We start from the raw sequence: 14,689 nt of genomic DNA, 5'->3' as shown, positions 1-14,689 counted from the left end.
ACCGCCTCACTGCGGAGACGGTTTCTGGTTCTTTTATACTTTGGGTATATTATCTTGCGTTCATGGGCACGTAGTCGCGCTTTTGTGCGCCCTGATACACCTGTCTTGGCCTTCCGATCGGATCGCCTTTCAAGCGCATTTCCTTCCACTGAGAAATCCATCCTGGCAATCTTCCCAACGCAAACATTACGGTGAACATTTCTGTAGGAATGCCCAGTGCTCTGTAGATGATTCCGGAGTAGAAGTCTACATTCGGATACAGTTTTCTGCTTACGAAATAATCGTCTTCCAACGCAACTCTTTCCAACTGCATTGCGATATCCAAAGCTTTATCATTGATTCCCATTGCACTCAGCAAGTCATCTGCTGCTTTTTTAATGATCGTCGCTCTCGGGTCAAAGTTCTTGTACACTCTGTGTCCGAAGCCCATCAAACGGAAATTATCGTCTTTGTTTTTCGCTTTTTCTACATATTTTGCAACATCACCGCCGTCTTGTTCAATCATTTCCAGCATCTCGATCACAGCCTGATTGGCACCGCCGTGAAGTGGGCCCCAAAGTGCAGAAATTCCGGCAGACACGGAAGCGAATAATCCTGTGTGTGCAGAACCTACCATTCTCACGGTAGAAGTAGAACAATTCTGTTCATGATCAGCGTGAAGCATTAATAATTTATCCAGCGCTTCGACTACCACAGGATTCATTACAAATTCCTCATTCGGGCGGCGGAAACACATTCTGTAGAAATTCTCCACATAATTCAGGCTATTATCTCCGTGGTTGATCGGGAAGCCCATTCTTTTTCTGTACGTCCACGCACAAAGGTGAGAGAATTTGGCAATCAGCATTTCGGCAGCATGGTCTAAATCTTCTTTAGAATTTACATTGACTGCTTTTGGATTAAACGCCGTCAACGCTGAAGTCAGGGAAGATAAAACTCCCATAGGATGCGCCGAGCGAGGGAAAACATCAATAAGGCGCTTCATTTCATCGGCTACAAAATTGTATTTTTTAATTCCTGCTTCGAAATTCTGGAACTGATCCTTATTGGGCAGTTCTCCATGAAGCAACAGGTACATTACTTCTGTAAAATTTGATTTTTCTGCAATTTGCTCAATCGGATACCCTCTGTAATACAGTTCACCCTGATCTCCATCAAGATAAGTGATTTCACTGACCGTAGCGCCTGTATTTTTGTAACCCAGGTCTAGTGTGATGAGTCCGGTCTGGTCTCTTAGTTTAGAAATATCAATTCCTCTGTCACCTATGGTGCTATCTATGATGGGATATTCGAAAGATTTTCCGTCATAGTTCAGTACAACTTTATTATCTGACATTATATTTAAAATTTTTGACTAATTTATGAATACTGATAGAAAATACCAAATGAATATGGCAATTTCTGATACATTTTATCTATTATCGTAACGCTTTATCTTTTAATTTTAAAAGCGTCAAAACCGGGATATACGGCTGTTTCTCCCAGTGCCTCTTCTATGCGCAGCAACTGGTTGTATTTGGCCATTCTGTCTGAGCGGGATGCAGAACCGGTTTTTATCTGTCCGCAGTTCATGGCCACTGCCAGATCTGCGATGGTGGAATCTTCGGTTTCGCCGGAGCGGTGAGACATTACGGACGTATAGCGGTTGTGCTGTGCCATCTGAACGGCCGCCATGGTTTCTGAAAGTGAGCCAATCTGGTTTACTTTGACCAGAATAGAATTGGCAATACCTTCATTGATGCCGCGGGACAGTCTTTCCACATTGGTCACGAAAAGGTCATCTCCCACCAGTTGAACTTTCTCGCCTATTTTATCGGTCAGCATTTTCCAGCCTTCCCAATCGTCTTCGTGCATACCATCTTCTATGGAAATAATCGGATACTTCTCGGTGAGTTCTGCCAGATAGGCTACCTGCTCACTTCTGCTGAATACGGAAGAATCCGGTGTTTCAAATTTACGGTAGTCGTAGGTTCCGTCTTTGTAGAATTCAGACGAAGCACAATCCAGGGCGATCATCACATCATCACCCGGTTTGTAACCTGCTTTTTCTATGGCCTGCAGCAAGGTATCCAGTGCATCTTCGGTTCCTTTAAAGGTTGGCGCAAAACCACCTTCGTCTCCTACGGCGGTAGAAAGTCCACGGTCATGCAAAATGGATTTCAGGTTGTGAAAAATTTCGGTTCCTTTGCGAAGGGAGTGCGAGAAACTATCTGCTTTTACCGGCATCACCATGAATTCCTGAAAGGCGATGGGCGCATCAGAGTGTGACCCCCCATTGATGACATTCATCATAGGCACCGGAAGCGTATTGGCATTTACACCACCCACGTATCTGTACAATGGCAATCTGAGTTCTGTAGCGGCTGCTCTGGCTGCGGCCAGGGATACCCCCAGGATGGCATTGGCACCAATATTTCCTTTATTGTGGGTACCATCTACATCCAGCATAATGCGGTCTATCAGGTTTTGATCAAAAACCGGCATGCCCACCAGCTCGGGAGCCAGCACTTCACGCACGTTTTCTACAGCCTTCAAGACTCCTTTTCCCATATAATCTGTACCACCATCTCTAAGCTCTACCGCCTCATGTTCGCCGGTAGAAGCACCCGAAGGCACAGCTGCGCGACCCATGGCGCCGCTTTCTGTAAAAACATCAACTTCAATTGTGGGATTTCCTCTGGAGTCAAGAATCTGCCTTGCCTCGATGTACGAAATGTAACTCATTGCCTATATCATTTAAGTTTAAAATTCACATGCTTATGTTCGTACAAATTTACAGATTTTTCAGATGATTTCATGATCATCTGCAATGAAAAAGCGCAGGTTTTACGGTTTATCTGAAAAATGACTACATTTGAGGATAGAGAAAGAACAAAATCTAACGAATCTATGAAAAAATTGATGATGACCGGTGCTGTGCTGGCACTTATGGCATGTAAAAAGGAAGGCGGCAACACGGCAGTACTGCCTCAGGAAAAAACGCAAACCACTGTAAATGAGCATGCAGTAGCAGAAACCACTTATCGTTACGTAGCAGAGGATGGCAGCAGCGCCCATGTAACATTTGGCGAAGATGCAAACGGGCAGTATATTACGATTTTCAGCAATAACAAAACCATCCGCATCAAGCACAGTGAGCAGACTGCCGATGCAGAAATATACCGTGACCATGACATTGTGGCAACCTCTAAAGGCGATACGGTAACCATAGAGCAAGAAGGCAACATCATTACGCTGAAAAGGGCAAAGGGCGAATAGTACACGCCGTTGCAAAAACAAAAAAGCCGTCTGGAATATCCGGACAGCTTTTTATGCATACCCCTTGGAAAATTATTCCTCGGTTTTTTCTTCTGTAGCGTCTGCAGCATCAGCAGCAGGTTCTTCAGTTTTCGTTTCTTCTTTGGCAGGGATGGTGGCTACAGCTTCTTTTTTTGCTGTACCTCTTCTGCTTCTTCTAGTAGCTTTTTTCTCTTCTTCGTTCGGGTTGTAAAGCTCATTAAAATCTACAAGCTCTATCATGGCCATATCTGCAGCATCACCCAGTCTGAAACCAGTTTTGATGATTCTGGTATAACCTCCGTTTCTTTCTGCAATTTTCGGGGCAACTGTTCGGAACAGTTCCGTAACCGCTTCTTTACTTTGCAGGTAAGCGAAAACAGTTCTTCTGTTTTGTGTAGTATCTTCTTTAGCTTTAGTTAAAAGAGGCTCTACAAAAACTCTCAAAGCTTTCGCTTTGGCAACTGTAGTGTTGATTCTTTTATGCTCAATAAGAGAACAAGCCATATTAGAAAGCATTGCCTTTCTGTGTGGCGCAGTTCTTCCTAAGTGATTGAATTTTTTACCGTGTCTCATTGTTTATTATTTATCAGCGTCTAACTTATATTTGGCAACGTCGAAACCGAAGTTCAGACCTTTTGCATGTACTAATTCTTCCAGTTCAGTCAGAGATTTTTTACCAAAATTTCTAAACTTCATCAGATCAGACTTACTGTAAGAAACCAGTTCTCCCAGTGTTTCCACTTCTGCAGCCTTCAGGCAGTTCAGGGCTCTCACAGAGAGGTCCATATCTGCCAGTTTGGACTTGAGCAGTTGTCTGGTATGCAGGGTTTCTTCGTCATACTGGATGGATGCTTTTACTGCTTCAGTTTCCAGAGTAATTCTTTCATCAGAGAACAGCATGAAGTGATAGATCAGAATCTTTGAAGCTTCGGTTAAAGCGTTCTGCGGAGTAATAGACCCATCGGTTTCAATATCCAATATAAGTTTTTCGTAGTCTGTTTTTTGCTCAACACGATAGTTTTCAATTGCATACTTCACTTTTTTAATTGGGGTGAAGATAGAATCTATGGCAATGGTCCCCAGAGGAGCGTTGCCGGATTTGTTTTGTTCTGAAGGAACATAACCTCTTCCCTTTTCAATATTAAAAGTAATTTCGAAGTTTACATCTTTATTCATATTGCAGATGACCAGATCGGGATTCAAAACTTCAAATCCTTTTACGGCTTTACCGAGGTCACCGGCGGTCACTTGTGTTTGACCGGAAACTTTGGCAAAAACTTGCTCAGGAGCCTGGTTTTCTGCAAGGGCTTTAAGGCGAAGCTGTTTCAGGTTCAGGATGATTTCTGTAACATCTTCTATAACGCCCGGAATCGTTGAAAATTCGTGCTCTACCCCTTCTATTTTGATAGAAGAAATAGCATATCCTTCCAGAGAAGAAAGCAAAACTCTTCTCAAAGCATTACCGATGGTAAGTCCGAAGCCGGATTCTAAAGGTCTAAATTCAAACTGACCTTTAAAATCATCAGAACTTAAAAGAATTACTTTATCGGGTTTTATGAATTGTAAAATTGCCATATTGTTGGTTGAGCAAAGATTGGATTAATATTTATTATTTGTTGTATAATTCGACGATAAGCTGCTCTTTGATATCTTCAGGAATCTGAATTCTCTCCGGAGCCGAAAGGAAAGTACTTTCCTTTTTCTCATCGTTGAACTGCAACCATTCGTAGTTTGATTTGGAAGCCAGTGCATCTGCAACTACTTCCAGAGATTTTGATTTTTCTCTTACGGCTACTACGTCACCGGCTTTCAGCTGGTAAGAAGGGATGTTTACCAGTTCTCCGTTCACGGTAATGTGACGGTGAGAAACAAGTTGTCTTGCAGCAGATCTGGTTTTAGCAAAACCGATTCTGTATACTACATTATCCAGTCTGGACTCACAAAGTTGCAGCAATACTTCACCGGTAACTCCTTTTGCACGGGTTGCTTTTTCATAAAGATTCGCAAACTGTCTTTCCAGGATTCCGTAAGTATATTTAGCTTTTTGCTTTTCATTCAGCTGTACCGCATATTCGGATTTTTTTGCATTTCTCCTTTTGTTGGGTCCGTGCTGTCCCGGCGGCTGGTTTTTTCTTCTCTCGAAGTTTTTATCGTCTCCAAAGATTGCTGCTCCAAATTTTCTTGCAATCTTGGTTTTTGGTCCAATATATCTTGCCATATTTTTATTAGGATTTTAGATTCTAAGATTATACTCTTCTTCTTTTTGGAGGTCTGCAACCGTTGTGTGGCATAGGAGTCACATCTACGATTTCGCTTACTTCAATACCTGCGTTATGAATGGTTCTGATGGCAGACTCTCTACCCTGACCAGGACCTTTCACAAACACCTTCACTCTTCTCAACCCAGCTTCGTGGGCTACGGCAGCGCAGTTTTCTGCAGCCATCTGAGCTGCAAACGGAGTATTCTTTTTAGAACCTCTGAATCCCATTTTACCGGCAGATGCCCAAGAGATTACCTCTCCGGCTTTATTTGTTAAAGAAATAATAATATTATTAAAAGACGCCTGGATGTGTGCTTCACCAATCGCTTCTACTTTTACTTTTCTTTTCTTTACTACTTTAGTTTGTTTTGCCATAATTCTAACGATTATTTACTTGCCTTTTTCTTGTTAGCAACAGTTTTTCTTCTTCCTTTACGGGTTCTAGAATTGTTTTTCGTTCTTTGGCCTCTTAAAGGTAATCCCAGTCTGTGACGTATTCCTCGTTGGCATCCTATGTCCATTAATCGCTTAATGTTCAATTGCACTTCAGAACGCAGTTCACCTTCAACTTTAATGTTGTCTGTGATAAAGTTTCTGATGGCAGCCAATTCATCGTCATTCCATTCGTTGACTTTCTTGTCTTCGCTGATACCGGCATTCTTAAGAATAAGAGAAGCTGTGCTTCTTCCGATTCCGTAGATGTAAGTCAAACCGATAACGCCTCTTTTGTTTTTTGGTAAATCAATACCTGAAATTCTCGCCATAATTTAATTTTAGCCTTGTCTTTGTTTAAATTTTGGGTTTTTCTTGTTGATTACAAAAAGAACACCTTTGCGGCGAACGATTTTGCAATCAGCACTTCTTTTTTTAATAGATGCTCTAACTTTCATTTGATGATTGTTTATTTCTCTTAACGGTCAAATGAATTCTGCGAATGCATTTGATGATTGTTTACTAAAATATATGCGGCAATTCTGCAATTACCTTTTCCCTGCTTTTGCTGCTGGTGGAACACGGGCCCCGGGCAGGCAGCACAAAATTACGTGTACCAGATTAATACCTGAACGTAATTCTACCCTTGGTTAAGTCATAAGGAGACATTTCAAGCTTCACCTTATCACCGGGCAATAACTTGATATAATGCATTCTCATTTTACCGGAAATATGGGCAATAAGAACATGCCCATTTTCCAATTCTACACGAAACATGGCGTTGGAAAGTGCTTCCACTATGACGCCATCCTGTTCTATATGTTTTTGTTTAGCCATTTACTGTTTTAGCTGTTTGATGATCGTGACAATTTTGACTGCATCAAACCATCATAATGGTGATTTAACAGATACGTATTGATTTGTTGCACGGTATCCAGGATTACACCCACCATAATTAAAAGCGATGTACCCCCGAAGAACAGGGCAAAATTCTGCGTTTCCACCAACCATCCGTACACTAGTGCCGGAAGGACTGCAAAAATAGCCAAAAATATTGAACCTGGCAAGGTTAATTTTGATAAAATATCATCCAGATAATCAGAAGTTTCCTTACCGGGTCTGATTTTCGGAATTAACCCTCCGTTTCTCTTCAGATCATCTGCCATCTGGTTCACCGGAATCGTAATTGCGGTATAGAAGAAGGTGAAGATGATGATGAGTAATGCGAACAATACATTATACTGCCAGCTGAATACATTCTGGAATCCGGCAAAGAAGGTATTACTGTCATCCAGCTTGGTGAGTAATCCCGGTACAAACATCAGCGCCTGCGCGAAGATGATGGGCATTACCCCGGCTGCATTTACTTTCAGCGGAATCCATTGTCTGGCTCCCTGCATCAGGTTACGGTTTACACCACCTCTGGCCTGTGCACGGCTTACGTACTGGATCGGAATCTTGCGTACCGCAACAGAGAGGATGATGGCCAGTAAAACCACGAGCATCCAGAAGAGTACTTCTACCAGAATCATAATGGTTCCGGCTCCGCCTTTCCCGGTCTGGGTTACAAATTCCTGTACGAATGCCTGCGGTAAACCTGCCAGGATACCAATCATAATCAGGATAGAGATCCCGTTTCCGATTCCTTTGTCTGTAATCTTTTCACCTAACCACATGGCAAATACCGATCCTGCTACCAGAATAACGATACTTGGCAGCCAGAACATGATGGAGTTGGGCTCCACATAATAGGCCTGCGAAAACTGTGAATACGGCAGGAACATTGTGGTAATAGAGGTAAGGTAACTGGGTGCCTGCACCAGACATACGGCGATGGTAAGCCATCTGGTAATCTGATTCAGGGTATTTCTACCGGACTCCCCGTCCTTCTGCAGCTTCTGGAGATATGGAATGGCCATACCCATAAGCTGTACAATAATGGAAGCGGAGATATAGGGCATGATCCCGAGCGCCATGACAGACGCATTGGCAAATGCACCTCCGGTAAAAGACGAAAGTAAACCAAGGAGCCCTGCTCCTTGGTTGCTACCACCTTGATTTTGATAATGTTCCAGCAAATCACCAACCTCCGAAAGGTTAATGGCCGGCAGGGAAATAAAAGTTGCGAATCTATACACCAGGATCATTCCCAGAGTAAAGAGTATTTTTTCTCTGAGCTCCTTAAGACTCCAAATATTTTTTAGTGTTTGTATAAATCCTTTCATTTCAATAATTATAGAGTAATTGCTTTACCTCCCGCTTTAGCGATAAGTTCTTCGGCAGACTTTGTAAATTTATCAGCAGAGATGGATACGCCGGCTTTCAGCTCTCCTCTGCCCATAATTTTTACCAGGTCATTTTTACCTGCCAGTCCGTTTTGCACCAGTACATCTTTGGTAATGTCTCCTTTGATGTCTTTGGTATCAATCAGGTTCTGAATGGTATCCAGGTTAATTCCTCTAAATTCTTTTCTGTTGATATTATTGAAACCGAATTTAGGCAATCTTCTTTGCAAAGGCATTTGTCCCCCTTCGAAACCGATCTTCTGAGAATATCCGGCTCTGGATTTCTGACCTTTGTGTCCTTTTGTGGAAGTACCGCCTTTTCCGCTACCTTGTCCTCTACCAATTCTTTTGGAATTGAAGGTAGAACCTGTAGCCGGTTTTAAGTTATTTAAGTTCATTGCTTTTTAGATTTGAGATTTGAGATTTAAGATTTGAGTTTCCGGAAACCATGCTTCCGGAAGCTCTCTTCTTTTATCTGATAATTATTTTTCAACTTCTACTAAGTGTCTTACTGCAGCCACCATCCCCAGGATAGCAGGAGTATCTTCATGTGTTACTACCTGGTGCAGTTTTTTCAACCCTAATGCTTCAAGCGTTCTCTTCTGAGACTTGGTTCTGCCAATAGCACTTCTTACTTGTTTTACTTTAATTGTTGCCATTTTTTATGTCGCTTATTAGTGTTTAAAAACTTTATCCAGACTTACCCCTCTCATTCTTGCAATCTCTTCCGGAGTTCTGATATCCAGTAACGCTTTGAAAGTTGCCTTTACCACGTTATGCGGGTTAGAAGATCCTTTTGATTTTGTAAGAATATCTTTGATACCTGCAGATTCTACTACGATACGCACGGTGTTACCAGCGATAACCCCTGTACCGTGAGAAGCCGGTCTCATGAAAACATGAGCACCTCCAAATCTTGATTCGGTTTCGTGATAAATGGTACCGTCTTTGGTAAGGGGTACTTTTACCAGGTTTTTCTTGGCATCCTCTACTGCTTTAGAGATCGCGGTTGCCACTTCTTTGGATTTCCCCAGACCGTAACCGATAACGCCTGCTTCGTCTCCTACTACAACAATTGCAGAAAATCCGAATGCACGTCCACCTTTGGTTACTTTGGTTACTCTGTTTACAGCTACGAGACGATCTTTAAGTTCTAATCCTCCCGGTTTTACTTTTTCTATATTATCTAGTCCTAACATATGTTCCGAAATTTAATGATTAGAATTTTAGTCCGCCTTCTCTAGCTCCGTCTGCCAGGGCTTTTACACGCCCGTGGTATACGAAACCGTTTCTATCGAACACGATGGTTTCAATACCTGCAGCTTTTGCTTTTTCGGCAATTGCCTTCCCAACTTCTGCAGAGATTTCCACTTTATTTCCTTTTGCATTCAGACCTCTGGAAGAAGCAGATGCAAGTGTTTTACCTTCTTTATCGTCTATGATCTGAGCGTAAATTTCTTTGTTACTTTTGTAAACGGATAATCTTGGCAATTCAGAAGAACCGGAGATTTTTCCTCTCACTCTTCTTTTAATTCTATTTCTTTTTTCTACTTTGCTTAGTGCCATTTTTCTTAAGTTTTAAAATTAAGCAGATTTACCAGCTTTACGTCTTACAATTTCACCTACAAATCTCACCCCTTTACCTTTGTATGGTTCAGGTTTTCTGAAAGATCTGATTTTTGCAGCCACCATGCCCAGCAATTGCTTGTCATGTGACGCCAGTGTGATGATTGGGTTTTTACCTTTCTCTGTCAGGGTATCTACTTTTACTTCAGCAGGAAGTTCCATAACGATACTGTGAGAGAATCCCAATGCCAGATCCAGTTTTTGTCCCTGGTGAGCGGCTCTGTAACCTACCCCTACCAGTTCCAGTTTCTTTTCGAAACCTTCGGCTGTACCCACTACCATATTATTGATCAGTGATCTGTACAATCCGTGCAATGCTTTATGTTGTTTAGAATCAGACGGGCGGGTTACCGTGATTTCTCCGTCTTTCTGCTCGATGCTGATTCCTTCCAAAAGTTCCTGGGACAATTCTCCCTTTGGACCTTTTACGGTTACAACCCCGTTTTCTTGGGAGATGGTAACACCGGCAGGAACCGTTATAATTGATTTACCAATTCTTGACATTTTCCTTATTTTAAAAAATTAATAAACATAGCAGATTACCTCTCCACCTACATTCTCTTTTTTAGCTTGTTTCCCTGTCATCACTCCTCTGGAAGTAGAGATGATAGCGATCCCTAACCCGTTCAGAACTCTTGGCAGTTCTGTAGATCCTGCGTAGTATCTAAGTCCTGGTCTGGATGCTCTCTGGATGGACTTGATGGCAGGTTTGCTGGTTAGTTTGTCATACTTCAAAGCGATTTTGATGTTCCCCTGTACCGCATTATCTTCAAACTTATAGTTTGTAATATAACCCTGGTCATAGAGGATTTTAGTAATCTCCTTTTTGATTTTCGATGCAGGAATATCCACCACTTTGTGGCCTGCGCTTTGTGCGTTCCTTACTCTGGTCAGGAAATCTGAAATTGGATCTGTTACCATTTTTCTTTTTTGTTGTTATTGGTTAATGACAGCCAGTATTGAAAGGGACTGGAGTTTTAAAGACTGGAGACAAGAGACTTTACGTCTCCTATCTCTCAGCTATAGGTCTCGGGTCTGAAGTTCAACTTGACTGCCTCGATTTTTACAAAATTGTTACCAACTTGCTTTTTTCACTCCCGGGATCAAACCTTGGTTTGCCATCTCGCGGAAAGTTACTCTGGAAATACCAAATGCTCTCATGTAACCTCTTGGTCTTCCTGTAAGTTTGCATCTGTTATGCAGTCTTACGGGAGAAGCATCTTTTGGTAATTTTTGCAAAGCTTCGTAATCTCCGGCTTCTTTCAGAGCCTTTCTTTTCTCAGCATATTTTGCAACTGTAGCTTCTCTTTTGCGCTCACGCGCTTTCATTGATTCTTTAGCCATTTCTTAGTTCTTTTTAAATGGTAAACCGAAGTGAGTTAATAATGATTTTGCTTCCTTATCTGTTTTGGCAGTGGTCACAAAAGTGATGTCCATCCCTTGAATTTTCTTCACTTTATCGATCACGATTTCCGGGAAGATAATCTGCTCGGTAATACCCAGGTTATAATTTCCGCGTCCGTCAAAACCATCTGCTTTGATTCCGGAGAAATCTCTGATTCGTGGCAATGCAGAAGAAGTAAGTCTGTCCAGGAACTCGTACATTTTGTCGGCTCTCAGGGTTACTCTGGCTCCTACCGGCATTCCTTTTCTCAGTTTGAAGGCTGCTTCATCTTTCTTAGAGATGGTTCCCACAGCTTTCTGGCCTGTGATGGCGGTAAGTTCTTCTACTGCGTAATCAATGATTTTTTTGTCTGCAGTAGCTGCGCCCAAACCTTGTGAAAGAATGATTTTCTCTAATCTGGGAACCTGCATTACAGATTTATACCCAAATTCTTCCATCATTGCAGGAACAATTTTCTCTCTGTATATTTTTTTTGGTCTTGCTATAAATTCCATGTCTGTACTATTATAAAGTTTCACCGGTTGTTTTAGCAACTCTTACTTTCTTATCACCCTCCATTTTGCTTCCTGTTTTGGTTGCTTTTCCGTTTTTGTCCATTAAGGCAACATTGGAAATATGAATAGGAGCTTCTCTTTCTACGATGTTACCCTGCGGGTTAGATGCAGAAGGCTTCACGTGTTTTTTGATCACGTTAATGCCTGCCACAATAACTCTTGGGTCTTTTCCTTCTTTCTTAATGATCTGAAGAACTTCGCCTTTTCCGCCTTTATTCTTACCGGTGGTTACGATTACGTTGTCTCCTCTTTTTATTTTAATTTTTGTCATTTCTTTGTCAGATTTTAGATTAAAAATTTGAGATTCTTCTGAAGGATCAGGAGAATCTCTCCTTTAAAATTATTATAAAACTTCTGGAGCCAATGAAATTACTTTCATGTATTCTTTATCTCTCAACTCACGGGCAACGGGTCCGAAAACACGTGTTCCTCTCATTTCTCCTGTAGCGTTAAGAAGCACGCAGGCATTATCGTCAAATTTGATGTATGATCCATCTTTTCTGCGAACTGCTTTTTTGGTTCTTACGACTACAGCTTTGGACACTTGTCCTTTCTTTGCGTTTCCTGATGGTGTAGAATCTTTGATAGTCACTACGATTTTATCACCCACTGAAGCATATCTTCTTCTGGTACCCCCCAGAACTCTGATTACCAAAACTTCTTTTGCTCCGGTATTATCAGCTACTTTTAATCTTGATTCTGTTTGTAACATTACTTAGCTTTTTCAATGATTCTTACTAATCTCCATCTCTTACTTTTGCTCAAAGGTCTTGTTTCCTGAATTAATACAGTATCGCCTTCGCTGCACTCATTATTCTCATCATGAGCGGTATATTTTTTCGTTTTCAAAACGAACTTACCGTATAATGGGTGTTTCATTCTCATTGTCTCGCTTACAACAATAGTTTTTTCCATTTTGTTGCTGGAAACCACCCCAATTCTTTCTTTTCTTAAATTTCTGTCCATTGTAAAATGAATTATTGTTGTTTAGCGGTTAATTCAGTATTTAATCTTGCGATTGTTCTTCTCAAATCTCTGATTTGAATCGGGTTTTCTACAGGGCTGATCTTATGAGCCAGTTTCGTTTTGCTGTACTCGGCCTTCAGTTCTGCCAGTTTGTTTTGTAGATCTCCAACGCTTAAATTTTTGATATCAGCATTTTTCATAATACAAAGATTTATTCAGGTTTAACAAAATCGTTCGCAACGATAAATTTAGTCACTACAGGTAATTTCTGTGCTGCCAGTCTCAGTGCTTCCTTCGCTACATCGTAAGGTACCCCACCGATTTCGAACATCACTTTACCGGGTTTCACTACGGCTACCCAATATTCTACGGCACCTTTACCTTTACCCATACGTACTTCTGCAGGTTTTTTGGTAATTGGCTTATCCGGGAATATTTTGATCCATAGCTGACCTTCTCTCTTCATATATCTCGTAGCAGCAATACGGGCTGCTTCGATTTGTCTTGCTGTAATCCACGCTCCGTCTGTAGCTTTGATTCCGAAAGTTCCATACGCAAGTTGTGCTCCTCTTTGCGCATTTCCTTTCATCTTCATTTTGTGAACACGACGGAATTTGGTTCTTCTTGGTTGTAACATTATCTTAAATTTTAGATTTTAGATTCTAGATTTTAGTTTTCAGATTTTAAAAAAGTAACGGTGATTTAAAATTTAAAAAATATCATCTAAAATTTTAGTTGTTATTATTTCTTCTTGGTCTTCTATCTCTGTCTCCGCCGCGATCATTTCTTTCTCTGCCGCCGGATCTCTTCTGCTGTTGTCCTACCAGTGGTGTAAGTTCTCTTTTACCATACACTTCTCCTTTCATGATCCAAACTTTCACCCCAAGTTTACCGTACTGTGTAAGCGCTTCACCAATGTGATAATCGATATCTGCACGGAAAGTGGACAATGGAATTCTGCCTTCCTTGAAGGATTCGCTTCTTGCCATTTCAGCACCGTTCAAACGTCCGGAAACCATTACTTTGATTCCTTCTGCACCCATTCTCATGGTAGAAGCAATAGCCATTTTCACAGCTCTTCTGTAAGAGATACGGTTTTCGATTTGTTTTGCAATGCTGTCTGCTACCAATACTGCATCCAGTTCAGGTCTTTTGATTTCGAAGATATTGATCTGAACATCCTTACCGGTAAGTTTTTTCAGTTCTTCTTTCAGTTTATCAACTTCCTGACCGCCTTTACCGATGATTAATCCCGGTCTTGCAGTAGTGATGGTTACGGTTACTAATTTCAGTGTTCTTTCTATATAGATTCTAGAAACACCGCCTTTAGATAATCTTGCTTCAAGGTATCTTCTGATTTTATAGTCTTCCGCGATTTTGTCTCCATAATCGTTTCCGCCATACCAGTTAGAATCCCATCCTCTGATGATACCTAATCTGTTACCAATTGGATTTGTCTTCTGTCCCATACCTTGAATTATTTATTGTCTTGTGAGTCTAAAATGATTGTAACGTGGTTAGATCTTTTTCTGATTCTGTGACCTCTTCCTTGTGGAGCCGGTCTCAGTCTCTTCAATTGTCTTGCACTGTCTACAAATATTTCTTTAACGATCAGGTTTGCTTCTTCTATATCTGCTCCTTCGTTCTTGGTCTGCCAGTTTGCAATGGCAGAAAGAAGAAGTTTTTCCAGTTTACCGGAAGCATCTTTTTTAGAATACTTCAGGATATAAAGAGCTTTGTCTACTTGTTCTCCTCTGATGATATCAGCAACCAATCTCATTTTTCTAGGAGAAGAAGGACAGTCGTTCAGACGTGCACTGATCACATCTTTCTTTACTACTTTTCTAGCTAATGCGCTATCGTGTTTTCTTGATCCCATGA

General features: G+C 41.3%; 26 protein-coding genes. 1 reads left to right on the top strand and 25 read right to left on the bottom strand.

What is annotated here, in order from left to right:
- Positions 1–49: 49 nt before the first annotated feature.
- Positions 50–1,336 carry a citrate synthase gene (locus LKO26_RS00895; RefSeq protein ID WP_227585909.1) on the bottom strand — a complete coding sequence of 429 codons (1,287 nt, stop codon included), beginning with the start codon at positions 1,334–1,336 and terminating at the stop codon, positions 50–52.
- Positions 1,337–1,431: 95 nt separating this feature from the next.
- Positions 1,432–2,724 (bottom strand): phosphopyruvate hydratase, encoded by a 1,293-nt coding sequence (eno, locus tag LKO26_RS00890; RefSeq protein ID WP_227585908.1) that lies wholly within the window; start codon positions 2,722–2,724, stop codon positions 1,432–1,434.
- Positions 2,725–2,889: 165 nt separating this feature from the next.
- Here eno and LKO26_RS00885 point away from each other — a divergent pair, with 165 nt between their 5' ends.
- Positions 2,890–3,258, top strand: coding sequence for a hypothetical protein (locus LKO26_RS00885; RefSeq protein WP_227585907.1), 369 nt, complete (start codon positions 2,890–2,892; stop codon positions 3,256–3,258).
- 72 nt (positions 3,259–3,330) lie between these two features.
- On the opposite strand, the gene rplQ is transcribed toward LKO26_RS00885, so the two are convergent.
- The 23 genes from rplQ to rplV all read right to left on the bottom strand — a co-directional run bounded on the left by rplQ (position 3,331) and on the right by rplV (position 14,687).
- Complete coding sequence (rplQ, locus tag LKO26_RS00880; RefSeq protein ID WP_227585906.1) at positions 3,331–3,852, bottom strand: 50S ribosomal protein L17; 522 nt, start codon at positions 3,850–3,852, stop codon at positions 3,331–3,333.
- A 6-nt stretch (positions 3,853–3,858) separates the two neighbouring features.
- Positions 3,859–4,854, bottom strand: coding sequence for a DNA-directed RNA polymerase subunit alpha (locus LKO26_RS00875; protein WP_227585905.1), 996 nt, complete (start codon positions 4,852–4,854; stop codon positions 3,859–3,861).
- 34 nt (positions 4,855–4,888) lie between these two features.
- Positions 4,889–5,497: a 30S ribosomal protein S4 gene (gene rpsD / locus LKO26_RS00870; RefSeq protein WP_227585904.1), complete on the bottom strand. Its 609-nt coding sequence runs from the start codon at positions 5,495–5,497 to the stop codon at positions 4,889–4,891.
- A 28-nt stretch (positions 5,498–5,525) separates the two neighbouring features.
- Complete coding sequence (gene rpsK, locus LKO26_RS00865; protein WP_227585903.1) at positions 5,526–5,915, bottom strand: 30S ribosomal protein S11; 390 nt, start codon at positions 5,913–5,915, stop codon at positions 5,526–5,528.
- A gap of 11 nt (positions 5,916–5,926) precedes the next feature.
- Complete coding sequence (gene rpsM, locus LKO26_RS00860) at positions 5,927–6,304, bottom strand: 30S ribosomal protein S13 (protein ID WP_227585902.1); 378 nt, start codon at positions 6,302–6,304, stop codon at positions 5,927–5,929.
- Between the two features lie 9 nt (positions 6,305–6,313).
- On the bottom strand, positions 6,314–6,430 hold the full coding sequence (gene rpmJ / locus LKO26_RS00855; RefSeq protein ID WP_007839480.1) for a 50S ribosomal protein L36: 117 nt from the start codon (positions 6,428–6,430) through the stop codon (positions 6,314–6,316).
- Between the two features lie 163 nt (positions 6,431–6,593).
- Positions 6,594–6,809, bottom strand: a complete 216-nt coding sequence (gene infA / locus LKO26_RS00850; RefSeq protein ID WP_089793277.1) for a translation initiation factor IF-1 — start codon at positions 6,807–6,809, stop codon at positions 6,594–6,596.
- Positions 6,810–6,817: 8 nt separating this feature from the next.
- Positions 6,818–8,197, bottom strand: a complete 1,380-nt coding sequence (secY, locus tag LKO26_RS00845) for a preprotein translocase subunit SecY (RefSeq protein WP_227585901.1) — start codon at positions 8,195–8,197, stop codon at positions 6,818–6,820.
- 8 nt (positions 8,198–8,205) lie between these two features.
- Positions 8,206–8,655 (bottom strand): 50S ribosomal protein L15, encoded by a 450-nt coding sequence (gene rplO / locus LKO26_RS00840; protein ID WP_227585900.1) that lies wholly within the window; start codon positions 8,653–8,655, stop codon positions 8,206–8,208.
- An 84-nt stretch (positions 8,656–8,739) separates the two neighbouring features.
- Positions 8,740–8,916, bottom strand: a complete 177-nt coding sequence (rpmD, locus tag LKO26_RS00835; protein WP_227585899.1) for a 50S ribosomal protein L30 — start codon at positions 8,914–8,916, stop codon at positions 8,740–8,742.
- Between the two features lie 15 nt (positions 8,917–8,931).
- Complete coding sequence (rpsE, locus tag LKO26_RS00830; RefSeq protein WP_227585898.1) at positions 8,932–9,456, bottom strand: 30S ribosomal protein S5; 525 nt, start codon at positions 9,454–9,456, stop codon at positions 8,932–8,934.
- Between the two features lie 19 nt (positions 9,457–9,475).
- Complete coding sequence (gene rplR, locus LKO26_RS00825; protein ID WP_227585897.1) at positions 9,476–9,823, bottom strand: 50S ribosomal protein L18; 348 nt, start codon at positions 9,821–9,823, stop codon at positions 9,476–9,478.
- An 18-nt stretch (positions 9,824–9,841) separates the two neighbouring features.
- Entirely contained in the window at positions 9,842–10,387 is a 546-nt protein-coding gene (rplF, locus tag LKO26_RS00820) for a 50S ribosomal protein L6 (RefSeq protein WP_227585896.1), read from the bottom strand.
- 18 nt (positions 10,388–10,405) lie between these two features.
- A complete protein-coding gene (gene rpsH, locus LKO26_RS00815) occupies positions 10,406–10,804 on the bottom strand; it encodes a 30S ribosomal protein S8 (protein ID WP_227585895.1) in 399 nt (132 codons plus the stop codon).
- Positions 10,805–10,957: 153 nt separating this feature from the next.
- On the bottom strand, positions 10,958–11,227 hold the full coding sequence (gene rpsN / locus LKO26_RS00810) for a 30S ribosomal protein S14 (RefSeq protein ID WP_227585894.1): 270 nt from the start codon (positions 11,225–11,227) through the stop codon (positions 10,958–10,960).
- Between the two features lie 3 nt (positions 11,228–11,230).
- Positions 11,231–11,782 carry a 50S ribosomal protein L5 gene (rplE, locus tag LKO26_RS00805; RefSeq protein ID WP_227585893.1) on the bottom strand — a complete coding sequence of 184 codons (552 nt, stop codon included), beginning with the start codon at positions 11,780–11,782 and terminating at the stop codon, positions 11,231–11,233.
- Positions 11,783–11,792: 10 nt separating this feature from the next.
- The gene (gene rplX / locus LKO26_RS00800; RefSeq protein ID WP_227585892.1) at positions 11,793–12,113 is read right to left on the bottom strand and encodes a 50S ribosomal protein L24; all 321 of its coding nucleotides are present in this window, start codon (positions 12,111–12,113) and stop codon (positions 11,793–11,795) included.
- Between the two features lie 72 nt (positions 12,114–12,185).
- Positions 12,186–12,554 carry a 50S ribosomal protein L14 gene (gene rplN, locus LKO26_RS00795; RefSeq protein WP_181886911.1) on the bottom strand — a complete coding sequence of 123 codons (369 nt, stop codon included), beginning with the start codon at positions 12,552–12,554 and terminating at the stop codon, positions 12,186–12,188.
- Positions 12,554–12,808 (bottom strand): 30S ribosomal protein S17, encoded by a 255-nt coding sequence (rpsQ, locus tag LKO26_RS00790; protein ID WP_227585891.1) that lies wholly within the window; start codon positions 12,806–12,808, stop codon positions 12,554–12,556. The genes rplN and rpsQ overlap by 1 nt, the downstream gene beginning before the upstream one ends.
- A gap of 11 nt (positions 12,809–12,819) precedes the next feature.
- A complete protein-coding gene (rpmC, locus tag LKO26_RS00785) occupies positions 12,820–13,008 on the bottom strand; it encodes a 50S ribosomal protein L29 (RefSeq protein WP_227585890.1) in 189 nt (62 codons plus the stop codon).
- 11 nt (positions 13,009–13,019) lie between these two features.
- Positions 13,020–13,445, bottom strand: coding sequence for a 50S ribosomal protein L16 (gene rplP, locus LKO26_RS00780; RefSeq protein WP_227585889.1), 426 nt, complete (start codon positions 13,443–13,445; stop codon positions 13,020–13,022).
- A 94-nt stretch (positions 13,446–13,539) separates the two neighbouring features.
- A complete protein-coding gene (gene rpsC / locus LKO26_RS00775; RefSeq protein WP_227585888.1) occupies positions 13,540–14,277 on the bottom strand; it encodes a 30S ribosomal protein S3 in 738 nt (245 codons plus the stop codon).
- 8 nt (positions 14,278–14,285) lie between these two features.
- Complete coding sequence (gene rplV, locus LKO26_RS00770) at positions 14,286–14,687, bottom strand: 50S ribosomal protein L22 (RefSeq protein WP_227585887.1); 402 nt, start codon at positions 14,685–14,687, stop codon at positions 14,286–14,288.
- Positions 14,688–14,689 lie beyond the last annotated feature (2 nt).

The organism is Chryseobacterium sp. MFBS3-17 (assembly GCF_020687745.1).
In the GTDB taxonomy this organism is placed as follows: Bacteria; Bacteroidota; Bacteroidia; order Flavobacteriales; family Weeksellaceae; genus Marnyiella.
Note: the sequence above shows the minus strand (reverse complement) of the source record. Positions and strands in the feature narration are given on the sequence as shown.